Source organism: Tepidanaerobacter syntrophicus (assembly GCF_001485475.2).
Taxonomy (GTDB): Bacteria; Bacillota; Thermosediminibacteria; order Thermosediminibacterales; family Tepidanaerobacteraceae; genus Tepidanaerobacter; species Tepidanaerobacter syntrophicus.
The window spans coordinates 514,052-529,606 of sequence record NZ_DF977001.1; the positions used below are offsets into that span (position 1 = coordinate 514,052).

10 protein-coding genes, 3 tRNA genes, 3 rRNA genes and 1 other annotated feature are annotated in these 15,555 nt (G+C 43.9%); of the genes, 5 read left to right on the forward strand and 11 right to left on the reverse strand.

The window, feature by feature from the left end; genetic code table 11:
- The first annotated feature begins 46 nt into the window (after positions 1-46).
- Positions 47-2,062: a ferrous iron transport protein B gene (feoB, locus tag TSYNT_RS07450; protein WP_059032851.1), complete on the forward strand. Its 2,016-nt coding sequence runs from the start codon at positions 47-49 to the stop codon at positions 2,060-2,062.
- Positions 2,063-2,091: 29 nt separating this feature from the next.
- Entirely contained in the window at positions 2,092-2,361 is a 270-nt protein-coding gene (locus tag TSYNT_RS07455) for a FeoC-like transcriptional regulator (protein ID WP_059032852.1), read from the forward strand.
- 72 nt (positions 2,362-2,433) lie between these two features.
- Here TSYNT_RS07455 and TSYNT_RS07460 read toward each other — a convergent pair whose 3' ends face one another.
- The 3 genes from TSYNT_RS07460 to TSYNT_RS07470 all read right to left on the reverse strand — a co-directional run bounded on the left by TSYNT_RS07460 (position 2,434) and on the right by TSYNT_RS07470 (position 4,384).
- Positions 2,434-3,435: a copper amine oxidase N-terminal domain-containing protein gene (locus tag TSYNT_RS07460; protein WP_059032853.1), complete on the reverse strand. Its 1,002-nt coding sequence runs from the start codon at positions 3,433-3,435 to the stop codon at positions 2,434-2,436.
- Positions 3,436-3,581: 146 nt separating this feature from the next.
- The gene (locus tag TSYNT_RS07465) at positions 3,582-4,106 is read right to left on the reverse strand and encodes an ECF transporter S component (protein WP_059032854.1); all 525 of its coding nucleotides are present in this window, start codon (positions 4,104-4,106) and stop codon (positions 3,582-3,584) included.
- Positions 4,107-4,123: 17 nt separating this feature from the next.
- On the reverse strand, positions 4,124-4,384 hold the full coding sequence (locus TSYNT_RS07470; protein WP_059032855.1) for a TM1266 family iron-only hydrogenase system putative regulator: 261 nt from the start codon (positions 4,382-4,384) through the stop codon (positions 4,124-4,126).
- A 536-nt stretch (positions 4,385-4,920) separates the two neighbouring features.
- On the opposite strand from TSYNT_RS07470, the gene TSYNT_RS07475 reads away from it, so the two are divergent.
- A complete protein-coding gene (locus TSYNT_RS07475; protein WP_059032856.1) occupies positions 4,921-6,309 on the forward strand; it encodes a hypothetical protein in 1,389 nt (462 codons plus the stop codon).
- A 25-nt stretch (positions 6,310-6,334) separates the two neighbouring features.
- Here the strand turns inward: TSYNT_RS07475 and serS are convergent, their stop codons facing one another.
- Positions 6,335-7,609, reverse strand: coding sequence for a serine--tRNA ligase (gene serS, locus TSYNT_RS07480; protein ID WP_059032857.1), 1,275 nt, complete (start codon positions 7,607-7,609; stop codon positions 6,335-6,337).
- A gap of 64 nt (positions 7,610-7,673) precedes the next feature.
- Positions 7,674-7,866, reverse strand: a binding site (T-box leader).
- Between the two features lie 201 nt (positions 7,867-8,067).
- Here serS and TSYNT_RS07485 point away from each other — a divergent pair.
- Positions 8,068-8,556, forward strand: a complete 489-nt coding sequence (locus TSYNT_RS07485) for an ECF transporter S component (protein WP_059032858.1) — start codon at positions 8,068-8,070, stop codon at positions 8,554-8,556.
- A 12-nt stretch (positions 8,557-8,568) separates the two neighbouring features.
- The gene (locus TSYNT_RS07490; RefSeq protein WP_059032859.1) at positions 8,569-9,576 is read left to right on the forward strand and encodes an AIR synthase family protein; all 1,008 of its coding nucleotides are present in this window, start codon (positions 8,569-8,571) and stop codon (positions 9,574-9,576) included.
- A 64-nt stretch (positions 9,577-9,640) separates the two neighbouring features.
- On the opposite strand, the gene TSYNT_RS07495 is transcribed toward TSYNT_RS07490, so the two are convergent.
- The 7 genes from TSYNT_RS07495 to TSYNT_RS07525 all read right to left on the reverse strand — a co-directional run bounded on the left by TSYNT_RS07495 (position 9,641) and on the right by TSYNT_RS07525 (position 15,479).
- Positions 9,641-10,093, reverse strand: coding sequence for an NUDIX hydrolase (locus tag TSYNT_RS07495; RefSeq protein WP_059032860.1), 453 nt, complete (start codon positions 10,091-10,093; stop codon positions 9,641-9,643).
- 297 nt (positions 10,094-10,390) lie between these two features.
- A tRNA-Asn gene (locus tag TSYNT_RS07500) sits at positions 10,391-10,465 on the reverse strand.
- 21 nt (positions 10,466-10,486) lie between these two features.
- Positions 10,487-10,598, reverse strand: a 5S ribosomal RNA gene (gene rrf / locus TSYNT_RS07505).
- Positions 10,599-10,642: 44 nt separating this feature from the next.
- A 23S ribosomal RNA gene (locus TSYNT_RS07510) occupies positions 10,643-13,604 on the reverse strand.
- Between the two features lie 108 nt (positions 13,605-13,712).
- A tRNA-Ile gene (locus TSYNT_RS07515) sits at positions 13,713-13,789 on the reverse strand.
- Between the two features lie 19 nt (positions 13,790-13,808).
- Positions 13,809-13,884: transfer RNA gene (locus tag TSYNT_RS07520), tRNA-Ala, on the reverse strand.
- 70 nt (positions 13,885-13,954) lie between these two features.
- Positions 13,955-15,479 (reverse strand): 16S ribosomal RNA (locus TSYNT_RS07525).
- The 16S, 23S and 5S rRNA genes sit together here with 3 tRNA genes alongside, the layout of an rRNA operon.
- Positions 15,480-15,555: the final 76 nt, after the last annotated feature.

Genomic DNA, 15,555 nt, shown 5'->3' on the forward strand with positions numbered 1-15,555 from the left:
TAATGTTAGTTGAGAATGATTATCAATCAAGGGAGGTAATGTCTTCATGCACATCATAGCGCTGGCCGGCAATCCTAACTGCGGCAAGACTACCATCTTTAATGCTCTTACCGGTGCCAATCAGTATGTTGGAAACTGGCCAGGTGTCACTGTAGAAAAAAAAGAAGGAAAATTGCGATTTGGCGGCGATGAATATAGGATTGTGGACTTGCCTGGCACTTATAGTCTTACTGCTTATTCTCAAGATGAAGTTGTTGCAAGGAACTTTATAGTAATGGATAAGCCGGATTTAGTTGTAAATGTAGTCGATGCATCTGCTATAGAAAGAAACTTATATCTCACAATTCAGCTTTTAGAAATGGGAACAAAAGTAATAATAGCCCTTAACATGATCGACGAAGCTGAAAATAAGGGAATTAAAATTGATGTAAATTCTCTTGAGAAAAAAATTGGCGTACCAATCGTTCCTTTAGTTGCTTCTAAGCAAAGCGGCATTAATGATTTGAAAGCAAAAATTGCCGAAGCTGTTCACGGTCAAATGCCGCCAAGCGTAAAAATTACTTATGGTCCCGCTATAGATAGTGCAATCTCTTCTTTGTCTCAAATAATAACAGAAAGCGGCATTAGCGGCGACTATCCCCCTAATTGGCTGGCACTAAAGCTTTTAGAAAACGACAGATATATAATGGATTATATAGAAAAAGAATCATTAGAAGTTGCAAATAAAGCTAAAATTTGCATAAATGACTTAAAAACATCTTTGGGCATTGAACCCGAAATCGCAATTATAGACAAAAGATATGAATTTATAAATGAAATTGTCAAAGACTGCGTAAAGCAGCCTTTAGAACAAATCGAAACCACTTCTGATAAAATCGACAAGGTGCTCACAAATAAATGGCTAGGTCTTCCTATACTTGCCTTGATAATGTTTACTATTTATCAACTCACCTTTATTGTTGGCCAGAATATTTTAGGAGATAGTGTAGCATTTTTTTTGGAAGTCTTAGGTAGCAATGTGGCTTCATGGCTTGAGAGTATTAAGGCTCCGGAACTGTTAATCGCATTTATAACTGATGGTATTTTTGGTGGAATCGGAGTGGTTCTTGAATTTATTCCCTTAATCATGGTGCTTTATATCTTGCTAGGCATACTTGAAGACAGCGGTTACATGGCAAGAGCCGCATATATAATGGACAGGGTAATGATGGCGCTGGGTCTTCACGGTAAGACCTTTATATCAATGATAGTTGGTATAGGATGTAATGTTCCAGGCATAATGGCGGCAAGAACTTTAGATAGCGAAAAAGACAGGATGATAGCCATTCTCATTAATCCTTTTATATCTTGTGGAGCAAGGTTGCCTATTTATTTGCTATTTATATCAGCATTTTTTCCGGATAATGGTGGAATAATTTTATTTACCATCTACGCTATAGGATTTGTTGTGGCTGTATTGATGGGCAAAATTTTCAGTAAAACCTTGTTTAAAGGTGAAGCTTCTTATTTCCTTTTAGAGCTTCCGCCTTATCGCATGCCTACTTTAAAGGGTGTTTTAATACACATGTGGGATAAAGTCGGTGGATTTTTGAAGCGAGCCGGAACAGTTATTTTTTTATTGGTTACATTGCTTTGGGCGCTGTCCGTGCTGCCTTATGGCGTAGAACCTTACAGTCAAGCCAGTATTTTAGGCAGGATCGGTTCATTTATTGCCCCTATCTTTAAGCCTGCAGGGTTTGGTACATGGCAAGCATCTGTCGGACTTTTTGCAGGAATAGTTGCAAAAGAGGCGGTTGTGGCAACGCTCGGCATGGTATATGCAGGTGTCCAGGAAGGCACCCAGCTTATATCATCTATCCAACAGGCTTTTACTCCACTTAGTGCCTTTTCTTTTATGATTATGGCTTTGCTTTATACTCCCTGTGCTGCTGTTATAGGAACAATAAAAAGAGAAACAAATTCGTGGAAATGGACTTTATTCGCTGTTGTCTATACTTTTTTAACAGGTTGGACTGCCTCAGTTCTTGTGTTTCAAATCGGCAGGCTTTTGGGTTTTGAGTAATAAAGCGGCAAGGATCGTGAGGTGTAAAAATGTTATTCGAAGCTTTAATGCAAATAAGTAAAATGGAATTTTACTCTTTGACACAGCTTGCAAGAAATCTCAAAGTAAGCGAAGACATGGCTCATCATCTGGTAGAACAGCTTAAGGCAATGGGCTATATTAAAGAGGAATCCTTTGGCGTAGAATGCGGCGGCGACTGTAAAACGTGTGCTGGCTGCCCGGCAGCAAAGGGCGCTCTACCTATAAAAACGTTGGTCATAACTGAAAAAGGCAAACAGGCTTTGAACCTTGCTAATTAATGAAGTTAAAAATCAAAAATAAGCCACCCTCATGTTATATGATACCGGGTGGCTTATTTGCAGTTTTAAAACTTATTCCATTACTTCGTTATTATCTATCACTATCTGTCCTTCAAATAAATAAGCATTGTTCATCTTGACAACTTTTCTAAAGAAACTCAAGGGCACAAAAGTTTTTTCGTTACAAAGTTCCGGCGCTCTTTCAAGTTTAATTATATCTTTGTCTGCAATGTACTCATTTTTTCCTATCGTCAACTGTATATCCTGTCCCAATGAAACACTTTGTGTTTCATTATGCCATAAAACTTCGTATCCCAAGGCCTCTGCGATAGCTCTTAAAGGAACCATTACCGTGCCTTCTTTTTCATAAGCAGGTGGAGCTTCTATTTTCTTATCTTCGACTATAATTTCTGCACTTGAAACGTCATACCCTACCATGTCTTCTATTTTGTCAGGAAGAACAATCACTTTTTCAGGGGTTGTCTGAGCAGGTATACTTTTTGTAGATATTGTATAGATTACTACAAGCCTTTTCCCCGCAAGTTCCCCTTCGTAAGGTGTTCCATCGTAAAATACGATTTCGGTTTCATCTGAAATGTTAAGTTTTAATTGATTATCAGAACTTGTAAGATTTTCGTCAAAAATATCAAATTTAACATTTCTATCCGGGCTCTCAATAACCACTACTTCAGCTGCATACTGAGGTGGATAAATCATTATCATGGGTTTTCTCGTGTCATAGTATGCGCTAATAGTATCTCCTATTTTGATTTCAGCATTTTCTAGAATATACGTATCATGACTTATGATAACATATGCAGGTGCTCCCTCTTCGTTCTCTACGAAGATCATCTTGGAACCCTCGTTATTCTCTCGATCCTTTATCTCTTTAACAACACCGGTAAATGCTTTGTAACATATCCTCAACTCCTCGCAAGGTTCAGAGGTGTTTGTTTCTTGTTCATCTATAATTTCATTTGGTATACTCATTTGATCTAAAGCAAATGCTGTGCCCCCCAATGAAAAAATAAATACTGCGGATAAAATTACTGCGGATAGCTTTTTAAACTTCATGGCATAATCCTCTCCTTTAATAATTTTTGTTTCTATTTTTTTAGACGGAAAAGGAAGGAGATATGTTCCTTATTTAAAAAACTCAACTAGAGCGAAGCCTTTTATACGTGAAAAGGAAGAACTCTTCGTTCTTCCTTAAATTATCTTTAAGCTCTATTTTGTTTAATAGCTGCATCCAAAATTTTCTCTACTATAAACGCAATCACGCCACCTAATAATGCTGTATATAGTTGCGGTATCTGCATTGCTTTTGCCACGGGAGGCGGAACGCTTACAATAAATCTAACAGCTGATGACAATATTAAAAACTTAATAATTGCGCCTATAATAAGGCCTACAGCAGAGCCGGCATAACCTTTTCCCAGCTTTGCGCGAGATATCACATAAGCAATTATAAGGACTGCATTACCCACCATTATAAACGGAATCATCGGCGCTAAAGGCGGTGCTAAAATACCCCTTACGAAAGCTATTAATGGCGTAAGCATTCCAATTATAACCGCCCCTATTATTCCAACATATGTACCTGATATGAGAAGCATAGCATTTACCGCCGGGCCTGTTACCATTTGAGGAAAACCCAACATCTGAAAAGCCAGTGTTATTGCTAAAAGTATTGCAGTTCTTGTAAGCCATCTGATACTAAAAGGTTTAAGGTCTTCATCTTTCATTATTTTGCACCTCCAATTTACTTTGTTTCAAGCTTTTTGGTCATCGCAGATTTTACGGACACAGATTTGACTTTCCCTAATTTGCCCGTCATAGCGCTAATTTCATCTGACGTGCCATCTACAATAAGTGATATTACTGAAATCCCTTTTTCTCTATAAGGTATGCCCATTCTTCCAACGATGATATTGGCATATTCATGTAATATAGAATTAACTGCACCGGCACTTTCCAAGTCTTCGACTACAATCCCCACAACACCTATTCTCTTGTCTTCCATGGCCTTCCCCTTTCATTTTGATAAAATAAAAACCCTCGCAAAAGCCGAGGGATAATAAGCGTTATATGATGAATAAAATAAACTCTGCTTAATGTCCTTCGCCTTTTTGCTCAGAGAAGAGCACAGAGGGACTGACCCCCTGTGTTATACAGTTCTTTGCAGTCAGGGACTATGGACTTTATATCTTCTGCATCAGGACTTCTGAAACATCAGATCTTTATTGCTTTTATTTTATCATTCTTAGACAGCAAGTGTCAATAAATCATCGATTAAAGCTGAATTGAGTTGATAATTATTATCATTGACAACATTTTAATTTTTTTAGACAGTTCTGCTTAAGAAGAAGGATTTTTAAGTTTTATGTCGAATATAATAACTGTAGTTAATTGCTCATCTGTGATGAGGAGGTGATTACTAAAAACTTATAACTGTCTATTTTCCTCCAATTATTTTTTGTATAAGTTTTATAGGTCTTTATGCAGCCATCTTTATTTATTATTGTTTGAGTCTTAAAAAAAAGAAACGGAGGAGTAAAAATGACCACTGCTCACTGGATTTATGCTATAGGAACAGTCTCGGTTCTTGTAGCCATGTTATTTCGGAGAAATGTTCTTATACCATGTATAGTTTCAACCTTCCTAATCGGACTCCTTTGGAAGGGAAGTCTGGTCGGGGCTGTTACTGCGGTTTTTAATTCTCAATTAACCGCCCTTGTGGAACTTGGGAACATTTTCTTGATTATTGGTTTGATGTTTGCCATGTTAAAATCTATCAGCGTTACCGGAGCTGACGAGATGCTTGTGGCTCCAATGAAAAAGTTAATGACATCCCCTCTTATAAGCTATGTTGTTCTTGTAATAGCAACATACATTATCTCACTTTTCTTCTGGCCTACACCGGCTGTTCCTTTGATAGGTGCCTTACTGGCTCCGGCTGCCATTGAAGCTGGCTTGCCTCCTATGGCAGCTGCAGTAGCTATGGCGCTTGCCGGCCAAGGCATGGCACTTTCCGGTGATATGGTAATCCAGGGTGCCCCTGGTCTTTCGGCTAAGGCTGCAGGCATACCGGTTTCAATCATGACAACATATGGCGCCATTCTTTCATTAATCACAGGTATTATCGCAATAGTAATAGCATACTATATGATGAGAAATGAAATTAAATTCTTTAAGAGAGAAAATTTGGGAGAGTCGTTAATAGGTGAGTTAAAGCCTGAAATGAAAATGAAAGCAGAGGCACATCGTGGTCAGGCTTATGCTCCATTTCTTATGTGGCTGACTGTCATTTCATTGATAGCAGTTGTATATGCTATGTTCCGTTTCAACATTACAGGTGGAGATGCTTCAGCACTCCTGGGCGGCACTGCTGTTTTGATAATGACAATCGCAACTATTCTTGTAGACGGTATTAAAAGCCTTGACACTATAGCAGATTATCTTACTGATGGCGTGGTTTTTGCATTTAAGGTAATGGGTCAAATACTGCCTATAGCCGGATTTTTCTTCCTCGGCAATCCCGAAGTTGTGGTCAGGATTTTGGGCGAAGGAGCTCCCGGATTCTTGTTTGATATGGGGCAAATGCTTGCTCAATCCATCCCTCCTCAAGGATTCCTTGCCGCCTTTGGCATGCTGATTCTTGGAATAATCGGCGGTCTTGACGGTTCCGGTTTTTCCGGCCTTCCTATGAGTGGAACATTGGCCGGTGCAATGGCAGGCGGAGATGTGAAAGTAGCTGCTGCTCTTGCAGCCATTGGACAGATGAGCAATATATGGTCAGGCGGAGGAACTATCGTAGCATGGAGCTCTCTTATCGCTGTAGCAGGTATAGTAGGAGTTCCTGTCATGGATCTTGCAAGAAAGAATCTTATACCGGTTCTAATAGGTCTTGTTGTATCAACAATTGTGGCTGTGCTATTCTTGATGTAAAAAAAGCGGGGGTAAATCCCCGCTTTTAATCTATCTTGCTTAGCCCTCCCATATAGTTGCGCAATATTTCAGGAACTACAACCGTGCCATCGGCTTGCTGATAATTTTCCAGTATTGCCGCTGTAGTTCTACCAATCGCAAGGCCTGAACCATTTAGCGTGTGGACGAATACAGGTTTTGCGCCATTTTTTGGCCGGTATTGGATCCTTGCCCTTCTCGCCTGAAAATCTTTAAAATTGCTGCAGGAAGATATTTCTACATACCGGTTATAGCTTGGCATCCAAACCTCTATGTCATAAGTTTTCGCAGAAGAAAATCCCAAATCTCCTGTGCTTAAAACCACCACTCTATAAGGCAAGCCTAATAATTGCAGCACTTCTTCAGCATCAGCAGTAAGTTTCTCCAATTCTTCCATCGAGCTTGTCTCATCGGTAAACTTTACTAATTCCACTTTATTGAATTGGTGCTGTCTTATAAGGCCGCGAGTATCTCTTCCGGCAGAACCCGCCTCTGCTCTAAAACAGCCACTGTAAGCTACATAGTAAATAGGCAAATCTTCTTTTGAAAGCACTTCATCCCGGTGCAAATTAGTGACCGGAACTTCAGCTGTAGGGATTAAAAAATAATCATTATTATTAGCCAGCTTAAATGCATCTTCTTCAAATTTTGGCAGTTGACCTGTTCCTGTCATGCTTTCACGATTTACTATAAATGGTGGAAATATCTCTTTGTAATGATGCTTTTGAGTATGCAAGTCTAGCATAAAATTTATAAGGGCTCTTTCTAGTCTTGCACCTGCTCCTTTATAAACAGTAAATCTTGCTCCTGTTATCTTCCTTGCTCTTTCAAAATCAAGTATATCTAAGTCTTCTCCTATATCCCAATGAGGCTTTGGTTCGAAATCAAATTTTGTAGGTTCTTTCCATCTGCGAACTTCTACATTATCGGCATCGCTTTTTCCTATTGGCACTGATTCATCGGGGATGTTAGGTATTGTAAGAAGTATCTGCTCCATGGACCTTTCTATTTCACTTAATTTGTCATCCATTTCTTTAATCTGTTGAGAAACTTCCTTCATGCGAGCTATAAGGTCTTCAACAGGTTCACCGGCCATTTTCTTTCTGGCAATTTCTTCTGATTCAGAGTTTCTTAAGTTTTTTAATTTCTCTACTTCAAATAGAAGGTTTCGGCGTTCTTCATCCAGTTCTAAAAACTTGTCCAGGTCGGCTGTTGCCCCTCGATTTTCAAGGGATTTTCTTACTATATCAGGATTTTGTCTTACAAATTTAATATCAAGCATATTTTTAGCCCTCCTATGCTATAATAATTATGTTTTAAATCACATATAAAAATCCTCCCACCCCAAAAGGGGCGAGAGGACTCGCGTTGCCACCCTTAATTAATACTTAATTTGTTTAACGGGATTCTGAAAATCCCGGCACCTTTTCAAAGGTGCAGCTTGCGGAGCGGAATTCAGCAAAACTCTTTACCGGCTTTCACCTGCCGCCGGCTCTCTAAAAAAGAGTGGTGCTTACTTTTCTCCATCATCGCTATTGAAAATCCTCGATTGTCTCTTTATTATATCGGACAATGCCGAGAAAATCAATAGTTAGCGGTTTTAAGGTTTAATTTTTTAAATATTCCTCCTCTACTGTATTTTACATTTCCGTGGGAGTTGCAAAATACATTGTCAAAGGCTTTTTCTTTCTGATATAATACCATTAGACTTTAATAGATACAGCTTGGGAGGATAGCTTAATGGATGAGAGGATTAGAAAACTTGCATTTATGGGACTTTTTTCCGGATTATTAGTTATAGCAACTGTGGTGCTGCGCTTTCCGGTTCCTACTTTTAATCTTTATTTTAACTTAGGAGAAGCCGTTATTTACCTTACTGCGCTGCTGTATGGGCCAGGACCCGGCGCTTTGATAGGAGGCATTGGTTCTGCGCTATCCGATATTATCGGGGGATATCCTGTATGGGCCCCTATTACTTTTATAATCAAAGGTCTTGAAGGCTATGTGGTAGGTGCTCTCGGGAAAAAAAATAAGTATCTTGCCATAGTCGCCGGGGCCATTATAATGATGGCAGGCTACGCACTTGCGGCAGGTATACTATATGGAATCGGAGCTGTGCCGGTAGAGCTTGCCGGAGATTTTGTTCAGGTATCGGCCGGTGGCGTTATTTCGCTTTTCTTATATAATAGACTTAAAAATATTACTTTCAATGATGAAGACAGATTTTGAGGTGAGATTCTAATGTTTAAAACAGGAAAGGTTCCGCCGGAAATTTTAAAATCCAGTGTTTATCCGTATACCGGCAAGCTGAGAGATGAAGTGTTGATACACTCAAGTTTTGGAGAAGATTGCAGCATTATAGATTTTGGTGAAAAAGTAGCCGTTTTGTCTACCGATCCTATAACCGGAGCTGATATTCAAAGCAGTCGTCTTGCAGTTTATGTATCTTGCAATGATATTGCAGCATGCGGAGCAGCACCTCTTGGCATTTTGGTTACACTGCTTTTACCTTTAGGCGCAGACGAAAGCCTTCTTGAAGAATTGATGAATGGAATAGACGAGGCGGCAAAAAGGATAAATGTAGAAATTCTGGGAGGTCACAGTGAAATTACTCCCACTGTTTCAAAATCCGTTATATCCACCACAGCCATAGGAATTACGGATAAAGACAAATTTGTAACATCTTCAGGTGCAAAGCCAGGCGATGCCGTAATTGTTACAAAAGCTTTAGGTCTTGAAGGTTCTGCAATACTTGCTTCTGATTTTGAAGATTTCCTTGTTAGAAGGCTTCCAAAAGAAATAGTTGCGAGGGCAAAAACCTTTATTGAGCAAATCAGCGTAGTAGATGAAGGAATAATTGCTTCAAGAGCAGGCGTTTCGGCTATGCATGATATAACTGAGGGCGGATTGTTGGGAGCCTGCTGTGAAGTTGCAGAGGCATCGGGTGTGGGCATTGAAATACAAGAAGAACTTATCCCTATATTACCTGAAACCAAGGAAATATGTAAAGTTTTTGATATAGACCCCTTAGGCCTTATTTCAAGTGGCTCTATGTTAATTTGCACTCCTAGACCAGATAAAGTTATAACAGAATTAGAAAATGCAGGCATCATTGCCACGGTGATAGGAAGAATAATTCCTGAAGGCAAGTTTATGATTTCTTCAGATAAAAGAAATCCCATAATTCCCTTTGAAAGGGATGAATTATATAAGGCTATTGAAAAGGCAAAAGGTTTTGCTGAAAATTAAAATCAACTCCCTTGTATCAGCCTACTTGGCAATTTGCAGGGGAGTTGATTTTTTAAAGGCTATTTTAAATTATCACTTCATTTTTTTCGTCGTTGCTTCTTTCCTTGCAATATTCTAAATAGCGCTTGTAAGAGGTGCTAACGAGGGCTTTATCTTGGCTGTATGTTATCATGTCAAGAGCCTTTTCAATAGGATAAAAGCCTCCATCTGAAAAACCAAGCTCCGTATTTGGAGTGCAATCTTCAGATAAGGCTTCCATCAAAAACCATGTTATTTGGTTGCATACAGGTTTTTGCCTTGTTACTGAATAAAATTCATAACATGTTTCTCCTACGCATGAAACTATGCGAGCATTAACTCCTGCCTCTACTTTTACTCGCTCAACAGCAACTTCCTGAGCAAGCCTGCCTGGCCTTATTACTCCCTTCGGCAGTATCCATTCTGACTTCTCGTTTTTTAATATCAGCACTTTGTCTTTAAAAAAAACTACACCACCGGCACAAATTCTTGTGAGCATTGATAATATGCCTCCTTTGCCTTATTTTTTATATTAACTTGACTTTCTGGCAAAACTATCTTCACACAAACTGTATGAAGTTACTTAGGAGTTCGACGCGCTACCCTTAAAATCCTGCTTTTTTAAATTTTAAATTACAATTTATAATTTCTCGTGGCTGACAAATTTTCTGATGGCAGGCCTTAGTCAAGTTCAATCAGGTAAGGCTATATATGTATTAATAAACGAAAGGTATAATCTAAGGTAAGATAGTCTATCAGCAGGCTTGTTATGTATTAAAACTTTTGTACATAAAAATGGCTCCTCGAGCAGGATTCGAACCTGCGGCCCTTCGGTTAACAGCCGAATGCTCTACCGCTGAGCTATCGAGGAACGGTTTAGATATGAATAAATTCTCGGCAGCGACCTACTCTCCCGGGCAATGCCCAGTACCATCGGCGCTGGAGGGCTTAACCTGTGTGTTCGGGATGGAAACCGGTGTTTCCCCTCCGCTATGGCCACCGAGAATGTATTTTGCTGTACCTTCAAAATTACACAGTGAGGAAAATTTTGGTCAAGCCCTCGGTCTATTAGTATCGGTCAGCTCAAAGCCTTGCGGCTCTTACACCTCCGCCCTATCTACCGGGTAGTCTTCCCGGGACCTTACTCCCTTAATGGGATGGGATACCTTATCTTAGGGAGGGCTTCGCACTTAGATGCTTTCAGCGCTTATCCCTGCCGGACTAGGCTACTCAGCTGTGCCGCTGGCGCGACAACTGATACACCATCGGTCCGTCCACCCCGGTCCTCTCGTACTAGGGGCAGCTCCCTTCAAGTATCCAACGCCCACGACGGATAGGGACCGAACTGTCTCACGACGTTCTGAACCCAGCTCGCGTGCCGCTTTAATGGGCGAACAGCCCAACCCTTGGAACCTACTTCAGCTCCAGGATGCGACGAGCCGACATCGAGGTGCCAAACCTCCCCGTCGATGTGGACTCTTGGGGGAGATCAGCCTGTTATCCCCAGGGTAGCTTTTATCCGTTGAGCGACGGCCCTTCCATACAGTGCCGCCGGATCACTAAGCCCGTCTTTCGACTCTGCTCGACTTGTTGGTCTCACAGTCAGGCTACCTTATGCCTTTGCACTCAATGCACGATTCCTAACCGTGCTGAGGTAACCTTTGGGCGCCTCCGTTACCTTTTAGGAGGCGACCGCCCCAGTCAAACTGTCCACCTGACAATGTCCCGCATCCGGATAACGGAGTGCGGTTAGAACCTCAGCATCAAAAGGGTGGTATCCCAAGGGCGGCTCCCCGGATCCTGACGAACCCGGTTCTGTGCCTCCCACCTATCCTGTACATTTGATGCCGAAATCCAATATCAGGTTGCAGTAAAGCTCCATGGGGTCTTTCCGTCCTGTCGCGGGTAATGAGTATCTTCACTCATAATACAATTTCGCCGGGTCTCTTGTCAAGACAGCGCCCAAGTCGTTACGCCATTCGTGCGGGTCGGAACTTACCCGACAAGGAATTTCGCTACCTTAGGACCGTTATAGTTACGGCCGCCGTTCACTGGGGCTTCGGTTCACACCTTCGCCTTGCGGCTAAGCGTTCCCCTTAACCTTCCAGCACCGGGCAGGCGTCAGCCCCTATACATCGGATTTCTCCTTAGCAGAGACCTGTGTTTTTGCTAAACAGTCGCTTGGGCCCATTCACTGCGGCCTTTTCGCCTTAGGTTACCCTAAAGCTACTCAGGCACCCCTTCTCCCGAAGTTACGGGGTTAGTTTGCCGAGTTCCTTAACAAGAGTTGTCCCGCTCACCTTAGGATTCTCTCCTCGCCTACCTGTGTCGGTTTGCAGTACGGGCACCCTTGGCCTTGCTAGAGGCTTTTCTTGGCAGTATGGGTTCAGCTGCTTCGTTACTTAAATTTCACTCCCCATCACGCTTCAGCCATGGCCTGACGGATTTGCCTATCAGGCTTGCCTTTGCGCTTGGGCACGCTCTACCAACGGCGTGCTCAGCCTACCCTCCTGCGTCACCCCATTGCTCATAGCGGCCTTAGGTGGCACTGGAATATCACCCAGTTGTCCATCGCCTACGCATTCACTGCCTCGGCTTAGGCCCCGGCTTACCCTGAGCGGACGAGCCTTCCTCAGGAAACCTTAGGCATTCGGTGGACAGGATTCTCACCTGTCTTACGCTACTTATACCGGCATTCTCACTTCCTGTAAGTCCACACAGCCTTTCGGATGTGCTTCTGCCTTGCAGGAACGCTCCCCTACCACGCAAGCTGTTGCTTGCATCCGCAGCTTCGGTGTAAACCTTTAGCCCCGTTACATTTTCGGCGCAGCACCACTCGACCAGTGAGCTATTACGCACTCTTTGAATGAATGGCTGCTTCTAAGCCAACATCCTGGTTGTCTTCGCGGTACAACATCCTTTCCCACTTAGGTTTACTTAGGGACCTTAGCTGACGGTCTGGGCTGTTTCCCTTTCGACTATGAAGCTTATCCCCCACAGTCTGACTCCTAACTATCGCTCCTCGGCATTCGGAGTTTGATAGGGTTCGGTAACCTTTTCGGCCCCTAGCCCATTCAGTGCTCTACCTCCGAGGGCGTAAAGTTAAGGCTAGCCCTAAAGCTATTTCGGGGAGAACCAGCTATCTCCGTGTTCGATTGGCTTTTCACCCCTACCCACAGCTCATCCCAAGACTATTCAACGTCAACGTGGTTCGGGCCTCCACGAGAGGTTAGTCTCGCTTCACCCTGTCCATGGGTAGATCACACGGTTTCGGGTCTACCGCGCAAAACTTGCGCCATTTTAAGACTCGCTTTCGCTTCGGCTGCGGAGCTTAACTCCTTAACCTTGCTTTGCGCGGTAACTCGCCGGTCCGTTCTACAAAAAGTACGAGGTCGCTTTCGCTTCCTCCGGTTGTAGACACACGGTTTCAGGTTCTATTTCACTCCCCTCCCGGGGTTCTTTTCACCTTTCCCTCACGGTACTAGTTCACTATCGGTCGTAAGGTGGTATTTAGCCTTGGGAGATGGTCCTCCCGACTTCCTACGGGGTTCCTCGTGCCCCGCAGTACTTTGGACCTGCCGGCTAGGAAATCAAGTTTTGCATACAAGGCTTTCACTTTCTATGGCCCTGCTTTCCAGCAGAGATCTGCTACTTTATTCCTTCGCCTGCCTACCGCTGTTGGCTTGGCAGTCCATAACCCCATATATGCAACGGCAGCGGCCTTACACATATATGGTTAGGGCGCTTCCCCGTTCGCTCGCCGCTACTGAGGGAATCGAATGTTTCTTTCTTTTCCTCGGGTTACTTAGATGTTTCAGTTTACCCGGTTAGCCTCCCATACCTATGGATTCAGTATGGGATACTTGAGGTTCGCCTCAAGTGGGTTTCCCCATTCGGAAATCTCCGGATCGTACCTTGCTTGCAGCTCCCCGGAGCGTTTCGCCGCTAGCTGCGGCCTTCTTCGCCCCCTTACGCCAAGGCAGCCTCCGTGTGCCCTTATTCGCTTGACCTATGCGAAATTGTTAAAAATTGATATTTGGAACTTGATATTTGGATTTGATGCTTTGTTTTCCTCACTGTGTAGTTTTCAAGGTACAGAAATGAAAAAATCTGCTAATTGGTGGGCTTGGATGGACTCGAACCATCGACCTCACGCTTATCAGGCGTGCGCTCTCACCGCCTGAGCTACAAGCCCAAGAATTTTTCTTACTGTATGGTGGAGATGAGGAGACTCGAACTCCTGACCCCCTGCGTGCAAAGCAGGTGCTCTCCCAACTGAGCTACACCCCCATAAAATAAATATGAGAGAGGATGGTAACTCAAAACTAAAACCAGTGTTATGCCCGGTCATACTCCTTAGAAAGGAGGTGATCCAGCCGCAACTACCGATACGGCTACCTTGTTACGACTTCAACACAATCGCTGACCCCACCTTCGACGGTTAATCCCGGCTTCGGGTGTTGCCAACTTTCGTGGTGTGACGGGCGGTGTGTACAAGGCCCGAGAACGTATTCACCGCGGCATGCTGATCCGCGATTACTAGCGATTCCGACTTCATGCAGGCGAGTTGCAGCCTGCAATCCGAACTGAGACCTGTTTTTAGGGATTAGCTTAGGATCGCTCCCTTGCTGCCCGTTGTTCAGGCCATTGTAGCACGTGTGTGGCCCAGGCCATAAAGGGCATGATGATTTGACGTCATCCCCACCTTCCTCCGTCTTATCGACGGCGGTCTACTTAGAGTGCCCACCTTTAAGTGCTGGCAACTAAGTATAAGGGTTGCGCTCGTTGCGGGACTTAACCCAACATCTCACGACACGAGCTGACGACAACCATGCACCACCTGTATAGGCTCCCTTGGTTTCCCAAGGGTCGATTCCGTTTCCGGTCTCTACCACCTATATGTCAAGGCCTGGTAAGGTTCTTCGCGTTGCTTCGAATTAAACCACATGCTCCACCGCTTGTGCGGGCCCCCGTCAATTCCTTTGAGTTTCAACCTTGCGGCCGTACTCCCCAGGTGGGTCACTTATTGCGTTAGCTCCGGCACGGATGGCTTGCCCACCACCCACACCTAGTGACCATCGTTTACGGCTAGGACTACCGGGGTATCTAATCCCGTTCGCTCCCCTAGCTTTCGCGCCTCAGCGTCAGTGATAGGCCAGGAAGCCGCCTTCGCCACTGGTGTTCCTCCCGGTATCTACGCATTTCACCGCTACTCCGGGAATTCCACTTCCCTCTCCTACACTCAAGAGATGCAGTTTTATCGGCAAGCCCGTGGTTGAGCCACGGGTTTTTACCGGTAACTTGCATCCCCGCCTACACGCCCTTTACCCCCAGTTCTTCCGGACAACGCTCGCCCCCTACGTATTACCGCGGCTGCTGGCACGTAGTTAGCCGGGGCTTCCTCTTTGGGTACTGTCCTTTTCATCCCCAATGACTGCGCTTTACGCCCCGAAGGCCTTCATCGCTCACGCGGCGTCGCTGCGTCAGGGTTTCCCCCTTTGCGCAAAATTACCCACTGCTGCCTCCCGTAGGAGTCTGGACCGTATCAAAGTTCCAGTGTGGCCGGTCGCCCTCTCAGGCCGGCTACCCATCGTTGCCTTGGTGGGCTGTTATCTCACCAACTAGCTAATGGGACGCAGGCCCATCCATGACCGCTAACTCGCTTTCTTTACACACCATTGGAAGCGTAAAGGTATCGGGTATTACCTTCGGTTTCCCGAAGCTATCCCCGTGTCATGGGCAGGTTACCTACGTGTTACTCACCCGTCCGCCGCTAAGTTTGGCCGGTTTTAACCGAAATTAAAACCGGCCAAACTCCGCTCGACTTGCATGTGTTAGGCACGCCGCCAGCGTTCGTCCTGAGCCAGGATCAAACTCTCATGTTAATGTTTTATATCGTTGCTTTAAAAGCTTGGATACAAAAGAATTGAATTATGGTTTATCGTTTCAGGCATAACACTG

Bases quoted from the DNA above. Each gene is read 5' to 3' on its own strand.
- feoB (WP_059032851.1), top strand. From the start codon at position 47: ATGCACATCATAGCGCTGGCCGGCAATCCTAACTGCGGCAAGACTACC.
- TSYNT_RS07455 (WP_059032852.1), top strand. From the start codon at position 2,092: ATGTTATTCGAAGCTTTAATGCAAATAAGTAAAATGGAATTTTACTCT.
- TSYNT_RS07460 (WP_059032853.1), bottom strand. From the start codon at position 3,435: ATGAAGTTTAAAAAGCTATCCGCAGTAATTTTATCCGCAGTATTTATT.
- TSYNT_RS07465 (WP_059032854.1), bottom strand. From the start codon at position 4,106: ATGAAAGATGAAGACCTTAAACCTTTTAGTATCAGATGGCTTACAAGA.
- TSYNT_RS07470 (WP_059032855.1), bottom strand. From the start codon at position 4,384: ATGGAAGACAAGAGAATAGGTGTTGTGGGGATTGTAGTCGAAGACTTG.
- TSYNT_RS07475 (WP_059032856.1), top strand. From the start codon at position 4,921: ATGACCACTGCTCACTGGATTTATGCTATAGGAACAGTCTCGGTTCTT.
- serS (WP_059032857.1), bottom strand. From the start codon at position 7,609: ATGCTTGATATTAAATTTGTAAGACAAAATCCTGATATAGTAAGAAAA.
- TSYNT_RS07485 (WP_059032858.1), top strand. From the start codon at position 8,068: ATGGATGAGAGGATTAGAAAACTTGCATTTATGGGACTTTTTTCCGGA.
- TSYNT_RS07490 (WP_059032859.1), top strand. From the start codon at position 8,569: ATGTTTAAAACAGGAAAGGTTCCGCCGGAAATTTTAAAATCCAGTGTT.
- TSYNT_RS07495 (WP_059032860.1), bottom strand. From the start codon at position 10,093: ATGCTCACAAGAATTTGTGCCGGTGGTGTAGTTTTTTTTAAAGACAAA.